Below are 16,592 nucleotides of genomic sequence, written 5' to 3'. Positions count from 1 at the left end.
GATCTGGTCCGGTTGCGGGAGTGTCCGCGGCATGGATGCCGCGGCCAAGCCCCCAAGGACGGGTTTACGGCGTCTCCCGCAACCGGACCCACCCCGCCTACCCTCAGGAAACCAGCTTCTGCTGTTGCTGTTGCTGTTCCTCTGGATCGTAGCGGGTGCAGGGCGCAGCCCTGCCGAGCAACCCTATACTTGCCACCGTGACTGCCTTCCCTGCCCTCGTTCCGCTGGATGCGCCGCTGCTGGTGGGCTACAGCGGTGGCGTCGACTCCACCGTGCTGCTGCACTGGCTGTGGCGCTGCGCGCAGACTTCCGGCACCGCCCTCCGCGCGGTGCACGTGCATCACGGCCTGCAGCCCGATGCGGATGACTGGGTGCTGCACTGCCAGCAGCAATGCGACGCCTGGGGCATTGAGCTGGCCGTGCACCGCGTGCAGGTCGAGAACGGCACAGGCCTGGGCACCGAAGGTGCCGCGCGACAGGCACGACGTGCCGCGTTCGCGGCTGAGCTGCGCGAAGGCGAAACGCTGGCACTGGCGCAGCACCAGGACGACCAGGCCGAGACCTTCCTGTTGCGCGCCCTGCGCGCTTCTGGCGTCGATGGCTTGGCGGCGATGTCCACGCACAGCCGCCTTGGCGAACATCCCTTGTGGCGCCCGCTGCTGGCGGTACCACGCAGTGCACTGCTCGACTACGCGCGCCAGCACGCGCTGCGCTGGATCGAAGACCCCAGCAACGCGGAAGACCACGCCGATCGCAACTTCCTGCGCCTGCAGGTGTTGCCGTTGCTGCGCCAGCGCTGGCCGCATGCGGCTGCAGCATTGGCGGGCAGCGCGACGCATTGCCGGCAGACCCGCGAACTGCTGGACGAGGAAGACGCCGAGCTGATCGCGCATCTGGAAGTGGCACCGCGCGTGCTGTCACTGGAACTGCTGCGCCAGATGTCGCCGCGCCGCGCAGCACGCGTGCTGCGCGCGTGGGTGCTGGGCCATGATGCGGCACCGTTGCCGACCTCGGTGTTGCAGCAGGCGCTGGAGGAGCTATTGCCGGCCGACACCGACCGCCAGGCGCGTGTGCGCTGGCAGCAGCACGTGATCCAGCAATGGCGCGACCACGCCTATCTGCTGCCGGCCCGGTTGCCCTCGCTGCCCCTCGACTGGCAGGCCGTGTGGGATGGCCGTGCACCGCTGCCATTGCCCGACGGCGGCCAGCTGAGCCTGCTGGGCGCCGGCGCTTTCGAACAGCCACTGCAGGTCCGTGCACGCGTGGGCGGCGAGCGCATCCTGCTGCCGGGTCGCCAGCATTCGCACGCGCTGAAGGACTGCCTGCAACGCGAGCACCTCGCCCCCTGGCGACGCGCGCAGCTGCCGCTGATCTTTGATGGCCCGCAGTTGCTGGCCGCCGCCGACGTGGTCATCGCCGCACCGCTGCAGGCCTGGTTGCAGGCGCATGACGCGCAGTTGCAGTGGCGCCCGGGCGGCTGGTGAATTGACCCCCGCGCGCGGCCCGTCCACACTTGCCGCATGGCCAAGAAGTCCCCCGAAAACGCCTCCCCCGTCGCCCAGTTCGAGCAATCGCTCGAATCGCTGGAGCAGCTGGTGGAGCAGATGGAAACCGGCGAGCTGAGCCTGGAAGCTTCGCTCAGTGCTTACGAGCGTGGTGTCGGCCTGTACCGCCAGTGCCAGCAGGCGCTGGAGCAGGCCGAACTGCGCGTGCGCCTGCTCAGTGATCCGGCGCAGCCGGAAGCCTCCGAGCCCTTCGACCCGCCCAGCCATGACGGCTGAGGTTCTGTTCGCGCGCTGGCGCGACCGTATCGAAAGCCAGCTCGATGCCGCCCTGCCCTCGCCTGCCGAGGCACCGCAGCGCCTGCATCAGGCCATGCGCTATTCGGTGCTTGGTGGCGGCAAGCGCATGCGGCCCCTGCTGGTCTACGCCAGTGGTCACCTGTTCGGTGCGCAGCCGGAAAGCCTGGATGCGGCGGCCATGTCCGTCGAGCTGATCCATGCCTATTCGCTGGTGCATGACGACCTTCCGGCGATGGATGACGACGCCCTGCGTCGCGGCAAGCCCACCACCCACGTCGCCTTCGACGAAGCCACCGCGATCCTTGCTGGCGACGCCCTGCAGACCCGCGCCTTCGGCCTGCTGGCCGATGCGCCGCTGCCGGCTACCCTGCGCGTCGCCTGTCTGCAGACCCTGGCCCACGCCTCCGGCGCGTCCGGCATGTGTGGCGGCCAGGCGCTGGACATCGATGCCACCGGCCAGCAGCAGACGCTGGCGGCGCTGACCCGCATGCACGCGCTGAAGACCGGCGCGCTGATCCGCGCGGCAGTGCGCATGGGCGCGCTGTGCGGCCAGGCCCACGAACCGCAGCTGGCCCAGCTCGACAGTTTCGCCGATGCACTCGGCCTGGCCTTCCAGGTCCGCGATGACATCCTCGATGTCGAAGCCAGTTCCGAACAGCTGGGCAAGACTGCCGGCAAGGACCAGGCGCAGGACAAGAGCACCTTCCCCGCCCTGCTTGGCATGGACGGCGCAAAGGCCCAGCTGCACGAGCTCGCAGCCCGCATGCAGTCGATCCTGGCCGGGTATGGCGAGGAAGCCGACGCGCTGCGCGCGCTGGCGACGCTGGCGGTGGAACGCGATCACTGATCGCTGCACGCGGCCCGGCATTCCCCGCACACGAAAACGCCCGGCAGTGCCGGGCGTTTTCAGTTCCGCGTGCGGACGATCTTACTTGATCAGGCGCAGCGCGAACGGGTAGCGGTAGGCTTCGCCGTTGTTGGCCTTGACCGCAGCGATGATGCTGAACACCAGGCTGATGATGCCGACGATCGGGGCCAGGAACACGCCGATGATCACGATGGTGAGGATCATGCTGATGACCATGGCGATGGTCACGGTGATCTGGAAGTTCAGGGCTTCCTTGGCCTGGTCGGTCACGAAGGCCTTGCCAGCATCGTCCTTGTTGATCAGCCAGATGATCAGCGCGCCGATGAAGCCGGTGAAGATGCCCAGCAGGTGCGCGGCCAGGGCCATGGTGCGCTGGTCGGCCGGAACGTCGGCGGTGGCCGGTGGCGGCGGCGGGACGTTATCGAATTCACTCACGACAAAACTCCTTTTCATTGGGTGGTCTTGACCAACCAGCACCCAGCTGATTGCGTCAGGCGGGCATAGCTTACGCCATCGACGGCATCAATCATTACCTGCGATGGTCATCCGCCCCAACAGGATCGAACCGGTCCGGATGTGCGAACGGGGATCGACGTCGCTGCCGACCGCCTCGATGCTGCTGAACATCTCGCGCAGGTTGCCGGCGATGGTGATGCCGTCCACCGGGTACTGGATCTCGCCGTTCTCGACCCGGAAGCCACCCGCGCCACGCGAATAGTCGCCGGTCACGCCGTTCACGCCCTGCCCCATCAGCTCGGTCACCAGCAGGCCATCGCCCATCTGCCGGGCGATGGCGTGCAGCGGGCCTGCATTGGCGGCCAACTGCAGGTTGTGCACGCCACCGGCATTGGCAGTGGTCTGCAGGCCCAGCTTGCGTGCCGAGTAGCTGCCCAGCACATAGCGCTGCAGCACGCCGTCCCGGACCAGAGCCGAGGCGCGCGTGGCCACGCCGTCGCCATCGAAGGCGGCCGAGCGCAGGCCACGACTCAGGTGCGGCAGCTCCTCGATCTGCATCCATTCCGGGAACAGGCGCTGGCCAACGCTGTCCAGCAGGAAGCTGGCCTGGCGATACAGAGCACCGCCGGACACCGCCGACAGCAGGTGCCCGACCAGGCTGCGCGCCACTTCCGGGGCGAACAGCACCGGCATGCTGCCGGTGGCCAGCGATCGTGGCTGCAGGCGGGCGACAGTACGCTCGGCGGCACGACGTCCGACCAGGTCGACGTCCTCCAGGTCCTCGCGAGCCAGCGCACTGGTGTACCAGCCGTCACGCTGCATGCCATCGCCCTGCCCGGCGATCAGCGCACAACCGACCGAATGGTGGGTGCCGCGCTCACGGCCGATGAAACCATGCGAATTGGCATAGACCGACAGGCTCTGCATGCTCGACACCGAGGCGCCGTCGGAATTGCGGATCTGCGCATCGGCCTCACGGCCTGCGGCTTCGCAAGCCAAGGCCAGGTCCACCGCCTCGTCGGCCTGCAGCGCCCACGGGTGCCAGCCGTCCAGGTCCGGGAAGTGGGTGGCCATCAGGGCCGCCTCGGCCAGGCCGGCGGCCGCGTCATCTTCGGTATGCCGGGCGATGGCGCAGGCCTGCTCGACCGTGGCCGCCAGGCTGGCCTCGTTCAGGTCGCCGGTGCTTGCGCTGCCCTTGCGTTGGCCGAAATACACAGTGACGGCGATGCCGCGGTCGCGGGTGGACTGCACGGTTTCGACCTCGCCGAGGCGGACATTCACCTCCAGCCCGCGGTCTTCGCTGCAGCTGACTTCGGCCTGGCTGGCGCCCAGCGCGCGGGCACGGTCGAGCAGCTGCTGGGAGAGGTCGGCCAGCCGTTCCAGCCGGGCCGGGCTGTCGTCGCCGACAGCGGCTTCAGGGGCGATCACGTTCAATGCTTTATCCTGTACGGGTTGGGCCCGGCATCACGCCGGGCGACTTTTTTTGAAATCAGGTATGGACGATGCGCGGACGCGACGAAGAAACCGGTGAATTCCACGACAAGAGCCGCAGCCAGAACCGGCGCGACGCGCTCGACGTCCTGGCCCTGGGCGAAAAACTGGTGTCGCTGACACCGGCCCAGCTGGCGCGCCTGCCGATCCCGGAAGACCTGCTGCCGCACATCGCCGAGTGCAAGCGCATCACCGCGCACATCGCCCACAAGCGCCAGCTGGCGTTCCTGGCCAAGCACATGCGCCGCGAAGAAGAAGCCACGCTGGATGCGATCCGCGATGCGCTGGATGCCAACAGCGAAACCGGCCGCCGCGAAGTGGCGATGATGCACCGCGTGGAAGACTGGCGCGAGCGCCTGCTGGCCGAAGGTGACAAGGCGCTGGCCGCCCTGCTGGACGATTACCCGCAGGCCGACCGCCAGCAGCTGCGCACGCTGGTGCGCAATGCGCAGGCCGAGAAGGCGAAGAACAAGCCGCCGCGTGCCTATCGCGAGATCTACCAGGTGCTGCGCGCACTGATGCTGCCGGCGGCGCTCGGCCTGAAGGCCAGCGCCGAAGACGCTGGCCACGTCGAAGCCGACGAGGCCGACGAGGCCTGAGTCCGCGCCGGAGCGGGCGGTGGCGCTGGCCATCGCCCGGCTCAGGCCTGGGTACCGCCGACGGTGATGCCCTCGATCAACAGCGACGGCTGGCCGACACCCACCGGCACGCTCTGCCCGTCCTTGCCACAGATGCCCACGCCCTCGTCCAGGGCCAGGTCGTTGCCGACCATGCGCACCTTCTGCATGGTTTCCGGACCGTTGCCGATCAGGGTCGCGCCCTTCACCGGCGCGGTGATGCGGCCATCCTCGATCAGGTAGGCCTCGGTGGCCGAGAACACGTACTTGCCGCTGGTGATGTCGACCTGGCCGCCGCCGAAGTTCACTGCATACAGGCCCTTCTTCACCGAGCGGATCATTTCCTGCGGGTCGTGCTGGCCGGCGCGCATGTAGGTATTGGTCATGCGCGGCATGGTCAGGTGCGCGAACGATTCGCGACGCCCGTTGCCGGTCGGTGCCATGCCCATCAGGCGTGCATTGAGACTGTCCTGCATGTAGCCGACCAGGATGCCGTCCTCGATCAGCGTGGTGCACTGGCTCGGGTGGCCTTCGTCGTCGATGTTGAGCGAACCGCGACGCCCGTCCAGGGTTCCATCGTCGACGATGGTCACTCCCGGTGCCGCCACGCGTTCGCCGATGCGGCCGGCGTACACGCTGGTGCCCTTGCGGTTGAAGTCGCCTTCCAGGCCGTGGCCGACCGCTTCATGCAGCAGCACGCCGGGCCAGCCAGGTCCCAGTACCACCGGCATCACGCCGGCCGGCGCCGGCACGGCGTCCAGGTTCACCAGCGCCTGGCGCAGGGCCTCGCGCGCAAACGCTTCCGGGCGGCCATCAGCGAACAGTTCCCCGTAGCCATAGCGGCCACCGCCACCGGCATAGCCGGACTCGCGGCGGCCGTTGTGTTCGACGATCACCTGCACGTTCAGGCGCACCAGCGGGCGCACGTCAGCGCCCAGCACGCCGTCGCTGCGCGCGATGAGCACCGTGTCCACGCCGCCGGACAGGCTCACCATCACCTGCTTCACGCGCGGGTCGGCGGCACGCAGGTAGCCGTCCAGGCGCTTCAGCACCTCGACCTTTGCCTCGTTGCCGACGCCATCGATGGGATCCAGCGCCGGATACAGCGCGCGTGAATTGCCGCGCAGCAGCGAGCGCCCGGACTGCGCGCCACCCTCGCGCGAAATCGCACGCGCCGACTGCGCCGCGGCCAGCAGCGCGTCGGCATGGATGTCGTCGGAGTAGGCGAATCCGGTCTTCTCGCCGGACATCGCCCGTACGCCCACGCCTTGCTCGATGGAATGGGCACCGTCCTTGACGATGCCGTCTTCCACGCTCCAGCTCTCGCGGCGGGCGTGCTGGAAATAGAGGTCGCCGAAGTCCACACCGGGGCCGAGCAGCTGGCCGAAGGTGCGCTCCAGGCCGTCGGTATCCAGCCCGCCGGGGCGCAGCAGGCGATCTTGGGCAAGCGTCAGGGCGATATCAGTCATGGTTCTCGATCTGGGGGTGCTGGGGCGCTCAGGCAAGCCCCGTGAAGAGGTCCACGCTCAGCGTGAGCGTGGCAGGTCGGTAACGGGCGGCGGAACGGCCGGGGCCGGGCGCGGCGCGGGCGCTGGCGGGGTCTTTTCGCGGCTGCGTTCGATCACTTCCACCTTCGGCTCCTTCCATGGGCCGGTCACCTTGTAGGTGCGGGCGCCGATCTCGCCGAGCGGTTTGGACAGTACCGCATTGGTGGCCGCGCCGAGCGCCGCGCCCACCGGGCCACCGGCCACCGCGCCGACCACCGTCAGCAGGTTGCCGGCGCGCGGGTTGACATCGATGGTCTGGTCGAACCGCTGGTTGCGCAGATCGGCCTGGCCGCGGATGGTGATGTTCGCTGCCGGGCCCTCGATCAGTACCTTGTCGGTGCGGGCCATGCCCTGCCCGAATTGCACGCTGCCGTCGACCTGGTTGAACGCGAAGCCCTTGGAGAAGAAGTCGCGGAAGTCGAACATCAGGCGCCGCGGCAGCTGGGTCACGCTGAGCAGGCCCAGCACGCGGCCTGCGCCCGGCTCCAGCTCCAGCAGCTGGCCATTGCGTGCATGCAGGTCCAGGCGGCCCTGCAGGTTGCCCAGCTGGAAGTCCGACGGCCCCCCGCTCCACGTGGCCTGCAGCTGCGCCTGGCCGGAACCGCCACGCAGCTGGCCGCCGTAGTCGAGGTTCTGCATCAGTCCGCCCAGGTCCTCGCTGCGCACCTGTGCGGTCAGCTCGGTGCGGGCGCCACCGGTGCGGCCCAGCCAGCGACCACTGATGTCGATTTCCTGGTCGGGCGCACGGAAGCGCAGCTCGTCCACGTTCAGGCCATTGGCCAGCGGCCGCGTACGGAGCACCGCCTGGCCCAGCACCACCTTGCCGAACTTCAGGTCGGCGATGTCCAGCGCGAACGGCGGCAGCTTGGCCGGGTCCATGTCGTTGGCGCCGGCCTGCACCCGGGCTGGCGCGGCCGCGCCCGGCGCCGGCGGCAGCGACTGCCAGTGCACACGGTCGAGTCGGCCGCTGATGGTGCCTCCTTCGGCGTTGGGTACGGTCAGGCGACCGGCCAGCGAAGGTCCATCCAGGCGCACGTCCAGCGCCTGCGGTCCCGGCTGCAGCTGCAACCGGGTCTGCTCGAAGACGCCGCCGATCAGCATCAGCTTGCCGACCTGCACGTCCACTGCACGCAGCGGCATGCCGTCATCGTCGTTGCCACCACGGGCCAGACTGATCCACTCCAGCGCATCCAGAGTCGGGCTGCGGCCATTGACGGACAGTCCGCTGGGCGGCGGCTCGCGATCGGCATGGTCGCTGCCCAGGGTGACCTGCACACCGGTGTGGTTGTTGTGGCTGCGCGCGGCCAGGGCGAGGCGCTGGCCAAAGGCCACATCGATGCGACCAGCGCCCATCGGCAGCTGCGCGGCTACCGTGGTCGCCAGCGGCTCGGTGGCCGGCTTGTCCAGCGGTGCCGGCAAGTCCAGGCGGGTTCCTACCAGATCCGAACTCAGGCGCAGTTCGCTGGGCGGTGCGGGCGCTCCCGGTGCGACTTTGGGCAGGTTGACCGCGATGGTCCAGGGCGAGTTACCCGCGATATAGGGCTTGAGCCACGCCATTTCCGGGGCGCGGTCAATCAGCACACCGGCGTCGAGGTTGGCCGTCAGCTGCGACTCGAACGCCAGCCTGCTGTCGTGCACGTAGCCGCCGGCACGCAGGCTCAAGCGGCCGTCCTGACCGAGGTGGCGCACCGCCAGTTCCTCGGCACCGAAGCCACCATTGCTGTAGCGCGCCTGCCCATGCATGTTGTCGAAGGCCAGCTGGAAGCGCTTGTCCACCAGCTTCACACCATTGAGGTCGACCGTGCCCTGCAGGTGACCGCCGCCTTCATCGTGGTGCAGCGGCTGCAGCAGGTCGAAGGTCACATGCGCCGGGCCCGCAGCCGTGAGGTTGTCCAGGGTGTCGCCATAGTCCTTGTGCAATGGGCTCTGCCGCAGCATTGCCAGCAGTCTGCCGGCCTCGCTCTGCGCATCGGCACGCACGTACAGCGGCTGCTGCCCGAAGTCCTGGATGCCCGCCTCGAATCTCTGCACTGCTACACCGGCCAGGTCCCCGCGCCCATGCATGTCGAAGCCGGGGCCGATGAAAGCGATATCGGCGTCGACCTGGCGCATCAGCGGCCAGTCGTGCTGGAAGCGGATGTCGCCGTTGGTGATATGGCCGGTGGCCTCGAAGCGGCCATCGTTGTTGTCGAACGGCCAGTCGTCCAGGTCACCGCTGACCAGGCCGATGCCATTGCGCACCTGGCCGCCGGCCAGCGCCATGTCCAGCCAGTCGGTGGCGCCCTTGCTCATCTTGGAGTGGATCCAGAAGCGTTTGGCCGCCGTCATCGGCACATCGTCCAGCTTGGCCGCCAACTGCAGCCAGGGCCGCGTGCCGTCACCCTGGAACCACACACCACCGCGCACGTCGGCCGCGTAGTCGGTGCCTTCCACGCGCATCGCCGCAGTGCCGATACGCCAGCCACCGGCCTCGTCACGCCAGCCCACCACCTGGCCCGCCAGGTGCAGGTCATGCCGCACGCCAAAGCCGGTGGGCCAATCGAACTGCAGCTGCCGTTGCGGTTGCAGCTGCAGGCTGAAGCCATCGGCGTCGCCCTCGAAATGTCCCCCCAGGCCGCGCAGACCCGGAGAATTGCCGACGCTGGCAAAGCCCAGCGACTGCAGCTCGCCCTGTGCCCGCAACGGGCCATCACGTTCGCCGGCCAGTTGCAGCTCTCGCACATCCAGTTGCGGTTTGGACAGGAACAACCAATGGCGCAGGCCTGGCTCGAGGCGATCACTCAGCGCCAGCGCACGCAGCGCCGTACCGGCCTGTACTTCGCCGGAACTCACCCGCAGCTGCCTGCCAACCTGCAACTGCAGGCCATCGAGCTGTTGTTCGCCGTCTTCGGTCTTCAAACGAAGGCGCGGTACCTGCAGCGCCCAACCGTCGGCCTGGCGCTGCCAGCGCAGGCGCGCCTGCAAGCGCTGCAGCTGCAACTGCGGCGTTGCCACGTCGGGCATCGGTGCACCGTCGACGCGCACGTCACGCAGGTCCGAATCGGTGGTCAGCGCCACCGGCGCGAAGTCGCGCAGGGTCAGCCACAGGTTCAGCTCACCCTTGCCTTCGCGCAGGCGCACGCCACCAGCTGCCAGCAACGGCGACCAGGCATGGAAATCAACAGGATCGGCACCCAGCCAGGCCTGCCCGTTGCCGCGCGCGCGGTCCACGTCCAGCACTGCGGTCAGCGGCAGGGCATCGGTCTGCGCCCAGGCACGCACGCCCACACGCAGGCGATCGCCATTGACGCGCAGGCGCAGATCGATACGCGGCAGGGTGGTATCGATACCCAGTCCCGGTGCATGCACACCCAGGCGGCCATCGATCACCTGCAGCTCGCCCAGCCGGCGCAGCGCGTCCAGCGGGTCACCGCCGGTGTTGGACTGTGGCAGGCCGCGCACCGACCAGCGGCCGTCCTCGCCCTGCTGCAGGTCCAGCGCCAGGCCACGCAGGCGCAGCTCGGTCAGCGAGCGACCAGGCAGCATCCCGCTGTACATCGACACCAGCACTTCGGCCTCGCCGATGGCCAGGCCCTGACCGGCGCCGATGCGCAGGCCCTTCAGCTGCAGCAGCGGACCACGCCGGGTCCAGGCCGTCTGCAGCTGGTCGAAATGCACCGGCTGGCCGGCACGCTCACTCAGCCAGGCGGCAATCCTGTCGGGGTGACGCTCGGCCAGCGGCAGCAGCTGGCTGAGGGTACCCACCAGCAGTGCCAGCCCGACCAGGCCTACCGCGCAGGCGGCAATGAAATGACGGCGGATCCTTCGCAGTCGCAGGCGCGGCGGCGCGCTCATCGGCCACCGCCGGCCTGCGGCCGGCGAGGATCAGAGCAGAACGACATCGAATTGCTCCTGCAGGTACTGCTCGTCCGCCTGGAAGCGGATGCTCTTGCCGAGGAATTCCTCCAGCTCGGCCACCGCCGAGGATTCCTCGTCGGTGATGCGCGCGACCACCTTGGTCGAGGCGATCACCAGCAGGCGTGCGGCATCGAACTGGCGCACGGCACGGGTGATCTCGCGGAAGATCTCGTAGGTCACCGTTTCGGTGGTCTTGATGCTGCCACGGCCACTGCACTGCGGGCACGTTTCCGACAGCTGGCGCTCCAGGCTTTCCACCGTGCGCTTGCGCGTCATCTCCACCAGCCCCAGCGGCGAGAAGTCGTACACCGTGGTCTTGGCATGGTCGCGGGCCAGCGCCTTCTCCAGGGTGCGCAGCACCTGGCGGCGATGCTCGGCATCGTCCATGTCGATGAAGTCGATGATGATGATGCCGCCCAGGTTGCGCAGGCGCAGCTGGCGGGCCACCGCCTGTGCCGCTTCCAGGTTGGTGCGGAACACCGTCTCTTCCAGGTTGCGCTGGCCGAGGAACGAACCGGTATTGACGTCGATGGTGGTCATCGCCTCGGTCTGGTCGATCACCAGGTAACCACCGGATTTCAGCGGCACCTGCTTGTCCAGCGCACGGCCGATCTCGTCCTCCACCCCGAACATGTCGAAGATCGGGCGATCGCCTGAATACAGTTCCAGCTTCTCGGCCAGCACCGGCATGTACTTGGCCACGAACGCCTGCAGCTGCGCGAAGGTTTCCTTCGAGTCCACCTTCACCTTGTCCACGTCCTTGCGGATCAGGTCGCGCACCGAACGCAGCGGCAGGCTCAGGTCTTCATAGATGTTGCTGCACGAGGCCGCTTCGCGGCCGCGGCGCTCGACCACGTTCCAGACCCGCGACAGGTAAGCGATGTCCTCGGCGATGGCCTCGGCCGGCTGGCCCTCGGCATTGGTACGCACGATGTAGCCGTAGCCGCCATGCTGCGCAGACAGCTCGGTCACCAGGGCCTTCAGGCGGGCGCGCTCGGCTTCATCCTCGATGCGCGCGGACACCCCCACCACCTTGGATTGCGGCAGCAGCACCATGTAGCGCGACGGAATGCTGATCTGGGTGGTCAGGCGTGCGCCCTTGGTGCCGATCGGGTCCTTCACCACCTGCACCACGATGTCCTGGCCGTCACGCAGCAGCTCGACGATGGGCACGCTGGCCGGCGGCGGCAGGGTCGTGTTCTCGGTGTCTGCACTGGCCACCGGGGCCGGGCGCACCACGTCGTTGGCGTGCAGGAACGCGGCGCGCTCCAGGCCTACCTCGACGAACGCGGCCTGCATGCCGGGCATGACCCGCTGCACCTTGCCCTTGTAGATGTTGCCGACCACACCCCGGCGCCAACCGCGCTCGATGTGCAGTTCCTGCAGCATGCCGTTCTCGATCACCGCGACCCGGGTCTCGCGCGGGGTCACATTGACCAGGATTTCCTCAGACATCGGCAGCCTCCCTGGCGGCATCGGCAGTGGGGGCCGGCACGCCACAGCGCGCCAGCAGACGATCGGTATGCAGCAATGGCAGCCCCATGACGCCGGAGTAGCTGCCGGAAAGATGTTCGATCCAGCGCTCGGCCCCGCCCTGGATGGCGTAGGCCCCGGCCTTGTCCAACGGCTCGCCGGTGGCGACATAGGCGGCGATGTCGGCGGCGGCGATCGGGGCGAAGGTCACTTCGGAAATGACCAGTTCGCTGTCCAGCCCGTCGGCGCCGACCACCACCACCGCAGTCATCACTTGGTGGGTGCGCCCGGCCAGGCGCGCCAGCATCGCGCGGGCGCCGGCGGCGTCGGCCGGCTTGCCGAACACTTCACCGTCCAGCACCACCTCGGTGTCCGAGCCGAGCACCCGCGCCTGCGGATCATCGGCCAGCACCCGGGCCAGGCCGGCGCGCGCCTTGTCGGCGGCGACCCGGCACACATACTGTTCGGCGCTTTCAGCGGGCGCGCGCTGCTCGACGACCTCCAGGTCCAGGGCCTGGAAGGGGCGTCCGAGTCGGGCCAGCAACTGGTTGCGTCGGGGGGAGCGGGAAGCAAGATAGAGCATCGGCACAGCATAACCTGAGGCCGCCACCTGAATCGTCGGCAACCCGTCCCGGAACGCGTTCAACCCCGAACGGGCTCACAGCGCGTTCATCGCTACGACACCACCCTCAACGGCACAACAAGGAGTTCTCCATGCGCCTGACCGCCACCCCGCTGCTGCTTGCCCTGTCCCTCGCCCTTGGAACCTCGATGACTGCCCATGCCGCCCCTTCGTCGCCGTCGATCGCCGCCGCGGCCGAAGGCACGCTGCTGAACATCTCGGCCAATGCCGAAGCCACCCGCGTACCGGACGTGGCCACCCTGTCGGCCGGCGTGGTCACCCAGGCCGCCGATGGCAACAGCGCCATGCGCCAGAACGCCCAGCAGATGGACAAGGTACTGGCCGCGATCAAGGCCGCCGGCATCGCCGAGCGCGACGTGCAGACCAGCGGCGTCAGCCTCAACCCGCAGTACCGCTATGCCGACAACGAAGCGCCGAAGATCACCGGCTACCAAGCCAGCAACACGGTCAGCCTGAAGGTCCGTGACATCGCCAAGCTCGGCAAGGTGCTGGACGCGCTGGCCGCTCAGGGCGCCAACCAGATCAACGGCCCCAGCTTCGAGATCGACCAGCCGGAACCGGTCTATGACGAAGCGCGCCTGGCCGCGCTGAAGAAGGCCCAGGCCCGCGCCCAGACCTATGCCAAGTCGCTCGGCCTTCAGGTGCGACGCATCGTCAGCATCTCCGAGAATGCCGGGGGTGGTTACCGCCCGATGCCGATGATGCGGACCATGGCCGCCGGCGCGGCGATGGACAAGGCCACGCCGGTCGCCCCGGGCGAATCCACTGTGTCGGTCAATCTGGACGTGGTGTTCGAGCTGGGTCGCTGATCCCATCCGTTCCGGCAGACAGAGGCGGGTCCCGCAGGGGCCCGCCTTTTTCATGGGCCGGGGCGGCTGGCTGAAGGCCAGCCCAACGATCCTGCCCCTGCCTCTAGGCAGTGGCCGGGGCCTGGCGTTAATGATTGGCTGCCAGCCGCGTGCGGCAACCCCGCCACGGGCCCTGGTGCGTTGAGGACTTCGTCACTGGCATGGAGGTGGACCATGGTTCGTACGTATCCCGTTGCATCCCCGCACTTCGACCCCGCCCGCGTTGCCGCCTGGAGCGCGGCCATCGCCCTGCACCTGCTCGCGTTCCTGTTGCTGCTGATCCCGGCGACCTACCAGGCCGTGCAGGTCCCGCGTGACAAGACCACGGTCAGGCTGATCGAGAAGATCCCGCCAACGCCGCCCCCACCGGTGCTGCAGGAACCGAAGGAAGTCGCCCGGGTCGTGCCGAAACCGCAGGCACAGCCGGCGACGCCGCCACTGCCGGCCCCAACCGCGACCGTGGAGGAAACGCAGGGCATCATGCTGCCGGCCGCCGAACCGGCCCCGCCGCAACGCGCGCCGAGCATCGACACCCATGCACCGCTGGCCGGCGCCCAGCTGCAATACCGCAGTGCCCCGCCACCGGCCTATCCGGTCGCCGCACTGCGCAACCATGAGCAGGGCACGGTGCTGCTGCGGGTGCAGGTCGACAGCAGCGGCCAGCCGGTCGCGGTCAGCATCGAGCACAGCAGTGGCTCGCGCCACCTGGACCAGGCTGCACGCCAACAGGTGCTCAAGCGCTGGCGCTTTGAACCGGCCCAGCGTGATGGTGTAGCGGTACCGGCCATCGGTTTGGTGCCGGTGCAGTTCTCGTTGCCGGACTGACGACCCGGGCCGGTCCGACCGGCTGTCGGACCGGCCTTCGGGACCGAACTGCCAAACTCGGCAAGGTTCCCGTTCAAACGTTACGGATTAAGCAAAATTTCACGACTTCGTCACCCGTCGGAAACCTAGATTGGCCCGTCCCGGACAGTCCGGAGACAGCCCTCAACGCTACGGTTTTCCAGTTAGGAGAGAAGCTGTGAAACACCTGATCCAACGGCCCGCCAGCCGCCGCCGCTGCACCCTGGCATCGTCCATCGCCCACATCCTTACCGGCGGCACTCTGCTGCTGGTTGGCGCCGTGGCTTCCACTTCCGCCTTCGCGCAGGAGAAGGCCACCAACCTGGACCGCATCACGGTTACCGGTTCGAACATTCCGCGCACCAACACCGAAACACCGTCCCCGGTGCAGGTGGTGACCCGCCAGGAAATCGACCGCACCGGCAAGACCACGGTTGCCGAATACCTGCAGACCATCACCGCCAACGGCGCCGGCTCGATTCCCAAATCATTCGGCAACGGCTTCGCCGGCGGTGGCGCCGGCATCTCCCTGCGCGGTCTTGGCGCGGGCTCGACCCTGGTCCTGTTGAACGGCCGCCGCATGGCGACCTATGGCCTGGCCGATGATGGACAGAAGGTCTTCACCGACCTGAGCACCATCCCCCTCGACGCCGTTGAACGCGTGGAAGTGCTGAAGGACGGCGCCTCGGCGATCTATGGCTCCGACGCCATCGCCGGCGTGGTCAACATCATCCTGCGCAGTGATTTTCAGGGCGCCATCCTGCGTGGCTCCTATGGTGTCTCCGGCGACGGCGACGGCGATACCCGCAAGGCGACCCTGACCGCCGGTACCGGCGACATGGCCACCGACGGCTGGAACGCCTTCTTCAGCCTGGACGTCGGCAAGAGCGACGCGATCAAGATCAGCGACCGCAAGAACCGCAAGTGGATCGGCACCGGCGATACCCGCCAGTGGGGCTACGGCAACAATGCGCAGTTCCTGGGCGGCGCCTTCCTCAGCGGCAGGACCCGTGGCGGTGTTGGACCGAACGGTTCGGTGTATGACGATCGCAATGTCACCGAGACCAATCCGGCGACGCTGGTACCGCTGCCGGGCTGCCAGGGCCTGACCACCATTGGTGGCCAGACCGATGCTTCGGTGGCCGCGCAGGGCTGCCTGTGGGATCCGGCGCAGCTGTACCGCGACATTTCGCCGGAAGAGAAGTACGTCAACGTGTTCGGACGTGCCAGCTTCGCCTTCGGCGAGGGCGGCGAGATCTACACCGAGATCGGCTACTCGAAGAAGGAAACCACCTTCAGCAACACGCCGTCCGGTGTTTCCGGCGGCTGGGGCTATCCGGGTGGCCCGGTGAACGCCAACAGCGGCGACGGTGCCGTGGTGCTCGGCCCGAATCATCCTGACCGGCCTGCCGGCCTGGGCAACGGCCCGTTGCGCCTGCGCTACAGCGCCTGGGATGTCGGCCCGCGCGTGACCGACAACACCAACGAGTTCAACCGCTTCCTGGTCGGCGTCAAGGGCAACTGGGGCGACTGGAGTTATGACACCGCCTACCTGCATTCGGGCACCGACCTGGTCAACGAGCGCACCGGCTTCCTGCGCTACAGCGCCGTGAAGTGCGCGCTGGGCGACGCGAACTGTGCCGGTGGCGTGTGGCGCATCGGTGACAATGCCAACCTGAACTCCAAGGCACTGTACGACTACATCTCGCCGAAGATCAGCGCACGCGCCAAGTCCAGCCTGGACATGTTCGACTTCACCGTGTCGCGCAGCCTGATGGATCTGAAGGGGGGGCCGCTGGGCTTGGCGATCGGTACCGAATGGCGCAAGACCAGCAACAGCCTGACCCCGCAGACCTACACCGACACGGGTGACATCATCGGCCTGGGCTACTCGGCCTATGACGGCACGCAGAACGTGTACGCCGGCTACGTCGAACTGTCGGCACCGGTGCTGGAGCAGTTGGAACTGTCCGCTGCACTGCGCTACGACAAGTATGAAAGCGGTGAAGGCAAGGCCACGCCGAAGCTGGGCGTGAAGTGGACGCCGGCCGACTGGATCGCCTTGCGCGCCAGCTACGCCGAAGGCTTCCGTGCACCGAAGCTGGNC

The 16,592-nt window shown here is 68.1% G+C and carries 13 protein-coding genes; 7 read left to right on the top strand and 6 right to left on the bottom strand.

All coding sequences use genetic code 11. The features are described from left to right. Positions 1–197 precede the first annotated feature (197 nt). The 3 genes from tilS to H4O10_RS17805 are packed head-to-tail and all read left to right on the top strand — an operon-like array spanning position 198 to position 2,649. Complete coding sequence (gene tilS / locus H4O10_RS17815) at positions 198–1,484, top strand: tRNA lysidine(34) synthetase TilS (RefSeq protein ID WP_176425403.1); 1,287 nt, start codon at positions 198–200, stop codon at positions 1,482–1,484. A gap of 36 nt (positions 1,485–1,520) precedes the next feature. Continuing rightward, the gene (locus tag H4O10_RS17810; protein WP_005410522.1) at positions 1,521–1,781 is read left to right on the top strand and encodes an exodeoxyribonuclease VII small subunit; all 261 of its coding nucleotides are present in this window, start codon (positions 1,521–1,523) and stop codon (positions 1,779–1,781) included. Beyond that, complete coding sequence (locus H4O10_RS17805; protein WP_033835318.1) at positions 1,771–2,649, top strand: farnesyl diphosphate synthase; 879 nt, start codon at positions 1,771–1,773, stop codon at positions 2,647–2,649. The genes H4O10_RS17810 and H4O10_RS17805 overlap by 11 nt, the downstream gene beginning before the upstream one ends. An 81-nt stretch (positions 2,650–2,730) precedes the next feature. Here H4O10_RS17805 and H4O10_RS17800 read toward each other — a convergent pair whose 3' ends face one another. Beyond that, complete coding sequence (locus tag H4O10_RS17800) at positions 2,731–3,105, bottom strand: DUF4870 domain-containing protein (RefSeq protein WP_005410524.1); 375 nt, start codon at positions 3,103–3,105, stop codon at positions 2,731–2,733. An 87-nt stretch (positions 3,106–3,192) separates the two neighbouring features. Beyond that, positions 3,193–4,560, bottom strand: coding sequence for a metalloprotease PmbA (gene pmbA / locus H4O10_RS17795; protein ID WP_033835320.1), 1,368 nt, complete (start codon positions 4,558–4,560; stop codon positions 3,193–3,195). Between the two features lie 68 nt (positions 4,561–4,628). Here pmbA and yjgA point away from each other — a divergent pair, with 68 nt between their 5' ends. Then, complete coding sequence (gene yjgA, locus H4O10_RS17790; RefSeq protein ID WP_033835321.1) at positions 4,629–5,216, top strand: ribosome biogenesis factor YjgA; 588 nt, start codon at positions 4,629–4,631, stop codon at positions 5,214–5,216. Positions 5,217–5,257: 41 nt separating this feature from the next. On the opposite strand, the gene tldD is transcribed toward yjgA, so the two are convergent. Genes tldD through H4O10_RS17770 form a run of 4 tightly spaced genes read right to left on the bottom strand, consistent with a single transcriptional unit; the run spans position 5,258 to position 12,734 of the window. Then, positions 5,258–6,703 carry a metalloprotease TldD gene (gene tldD / locus H4O10_RS17785; protein ID WP_005410527.1) on the bottom strand — a complete coding sequence of 482 codons (1,446 nt, stop codon included), beginning with the start codon at positions 6,701–6,703 and terminating at the stop codon, positions 5,258–5,260. A 57-nt stretch (positions 6,704–6,760) separates the two neighbouring features. Further along, positions 6,761–10,615: a YhdP family protein gene (locus tag H4O10_RS17780; RefSeq protein ID WP_049452849.1), complete on the bottom strand. Its 3,855-nt coding sequence runs from the start codon at positions 10,613–10,615 to the stop codon at positions 6,761–6,763. A gap of 30 nt (positions 10,616–10,645) precedes the next feature. Further along, positions 10,646–12,133, bottom strand: a complete 1,488-nt coding sequence (rng, locus tag H4O10_RS17775) for a ribonuclease G (protein WP_005410529.1) — start codon at positions 12,131–12,133, stop codon at positions 10,646–10,648. Beyond that, entirely contained in the window at positions 12,126–12,734 is a 609-nt protein-coding gene (locus tag H4O10_RS17770; protein WP_032966937.1) for a Maf family nucleotide pyrophosphatase, read from the bottom strand. Before H4O10_RS17770 ends, rng begins: the two co-directional genes overlap by 8 nt. Positions 12,735–12,865: 131 nt before the next feature. On the opposite strand from H4O10_RS17770, the gene H4O10_RS17765 reads away from it, so the two are divergent. The 3 genes from H4O10_RS17765 to H4O10_RS17755 all read left to right on the top strand — a co-directional run. Next, positions 12,866–13,603 (top strand): SIMPL domain-containing protein, encoded by a 738-nt coding sequence (locus H4O10_RS17765; protein WP_005410531.1) that lies wholly within the window; start codon positions 12,866–12,868, stop codon positions 13,601–13,603. Between the two features lie 213 nt (positions 13,604–13,816). Further along, on the top strand, positions 13,817–14,467 hold the full coding sequence (locus H4O10_RS17760) for an energy transducer TonB (RefSeq protein WP_049453443.1): 651 nt from the start codon (positions 13,817–13,819) through the stop codon (positions 14,465–14,467). A 196-nt stretch (positions 14,468–14,663) separates the two neighbouring features. Next, positions 14,664–16,592: TonB-dependent receptor (locus tag H4O10_RS17755; protein WP_182681061.1), on the top strand; the 1,929-nt coding region annotated here is incomplete at its 3' end.

It is taken from the genome of Stenotrophomonas sp. I18B00994, assembly GCF_014145825.1.
GTDB classification, from domain to species: Bacteria; Pseudomonadota; Gammaproteobacteria; order Xanthomonadales; family Xanthomonadaceae; genus Stenotrophomonas; species Stenotrophomonas maltophilia.
Note: the sequence above shows the minus strand (reverse complement) of the source record. Positions and strands in the feature narration are given on the sequence as shown.

Bases quoted from the DNA above. Each gene is read 5' to 3' on its own strand.
- H4O10_RS17765 (WP_005410531.1), top strand. From the start codon at position 12,866: ATGCGCCTGACCGCCACCCCGCTGCTGCTTGCCCTGTCCCTCGCCCTT.
- H4O10_RS17760 (WP_049453443.1), top strand. From the start codon at position 13,817: ATGGTTCGTACGTATCCCGTTGCATCCCCGCACTTCGACCCCGCCCGC.
- yjgA (WP_033835321.1), top strand. From the start codon at position 4,629: ATGCGCGGACGCGACGAAGAAACCGGTGAATTCCACGACAAGAGCCGC.
- H4O10_RS17780 (WP_049452849.1), bottom strand. From the start codon at position 10,615: ATGAGCGCGCCGCCGCGCCTGCGACTGCGAAGGATCCGCCGTCATTTC.
- rng (WP_005410529.1), bottom strand. From the start codon at position 12,133: ATGTCTGAGGAAATCCTGGTCAATGTGACCCCGCGCGAGACCCGGGTC.
- H4O10_RS17805 (WP_033835318.1), top strand. From the start codon at position 1,771: ATGACGGCTGAGGTTCTGTTCGCGCGCTGGCGCGACCGTATCGAAAGC.
- H4O10_RS17810 (WP_005410522.1), top strand. From the start codon at position 1,521: ATGGCCAAGAAGTCCCCCGAAAACGCCTCCCCCGTCGCCCAGTTCGAG.
- H4O10_RS17770 (WP_032966937.1), bottom strand. From the start codon at position 12,734: ATGCTCTATCTTGCTTCCCGCTCCCCCCGACGCAACCAGTTGCTGGCC.
- tldD (WP_005410527.1), bottom strand. From the start codon at position 6,703: ATGACTGATATCGCCCTGACGCTTGCCCAAGATCGCCTGCTGCGCCCC.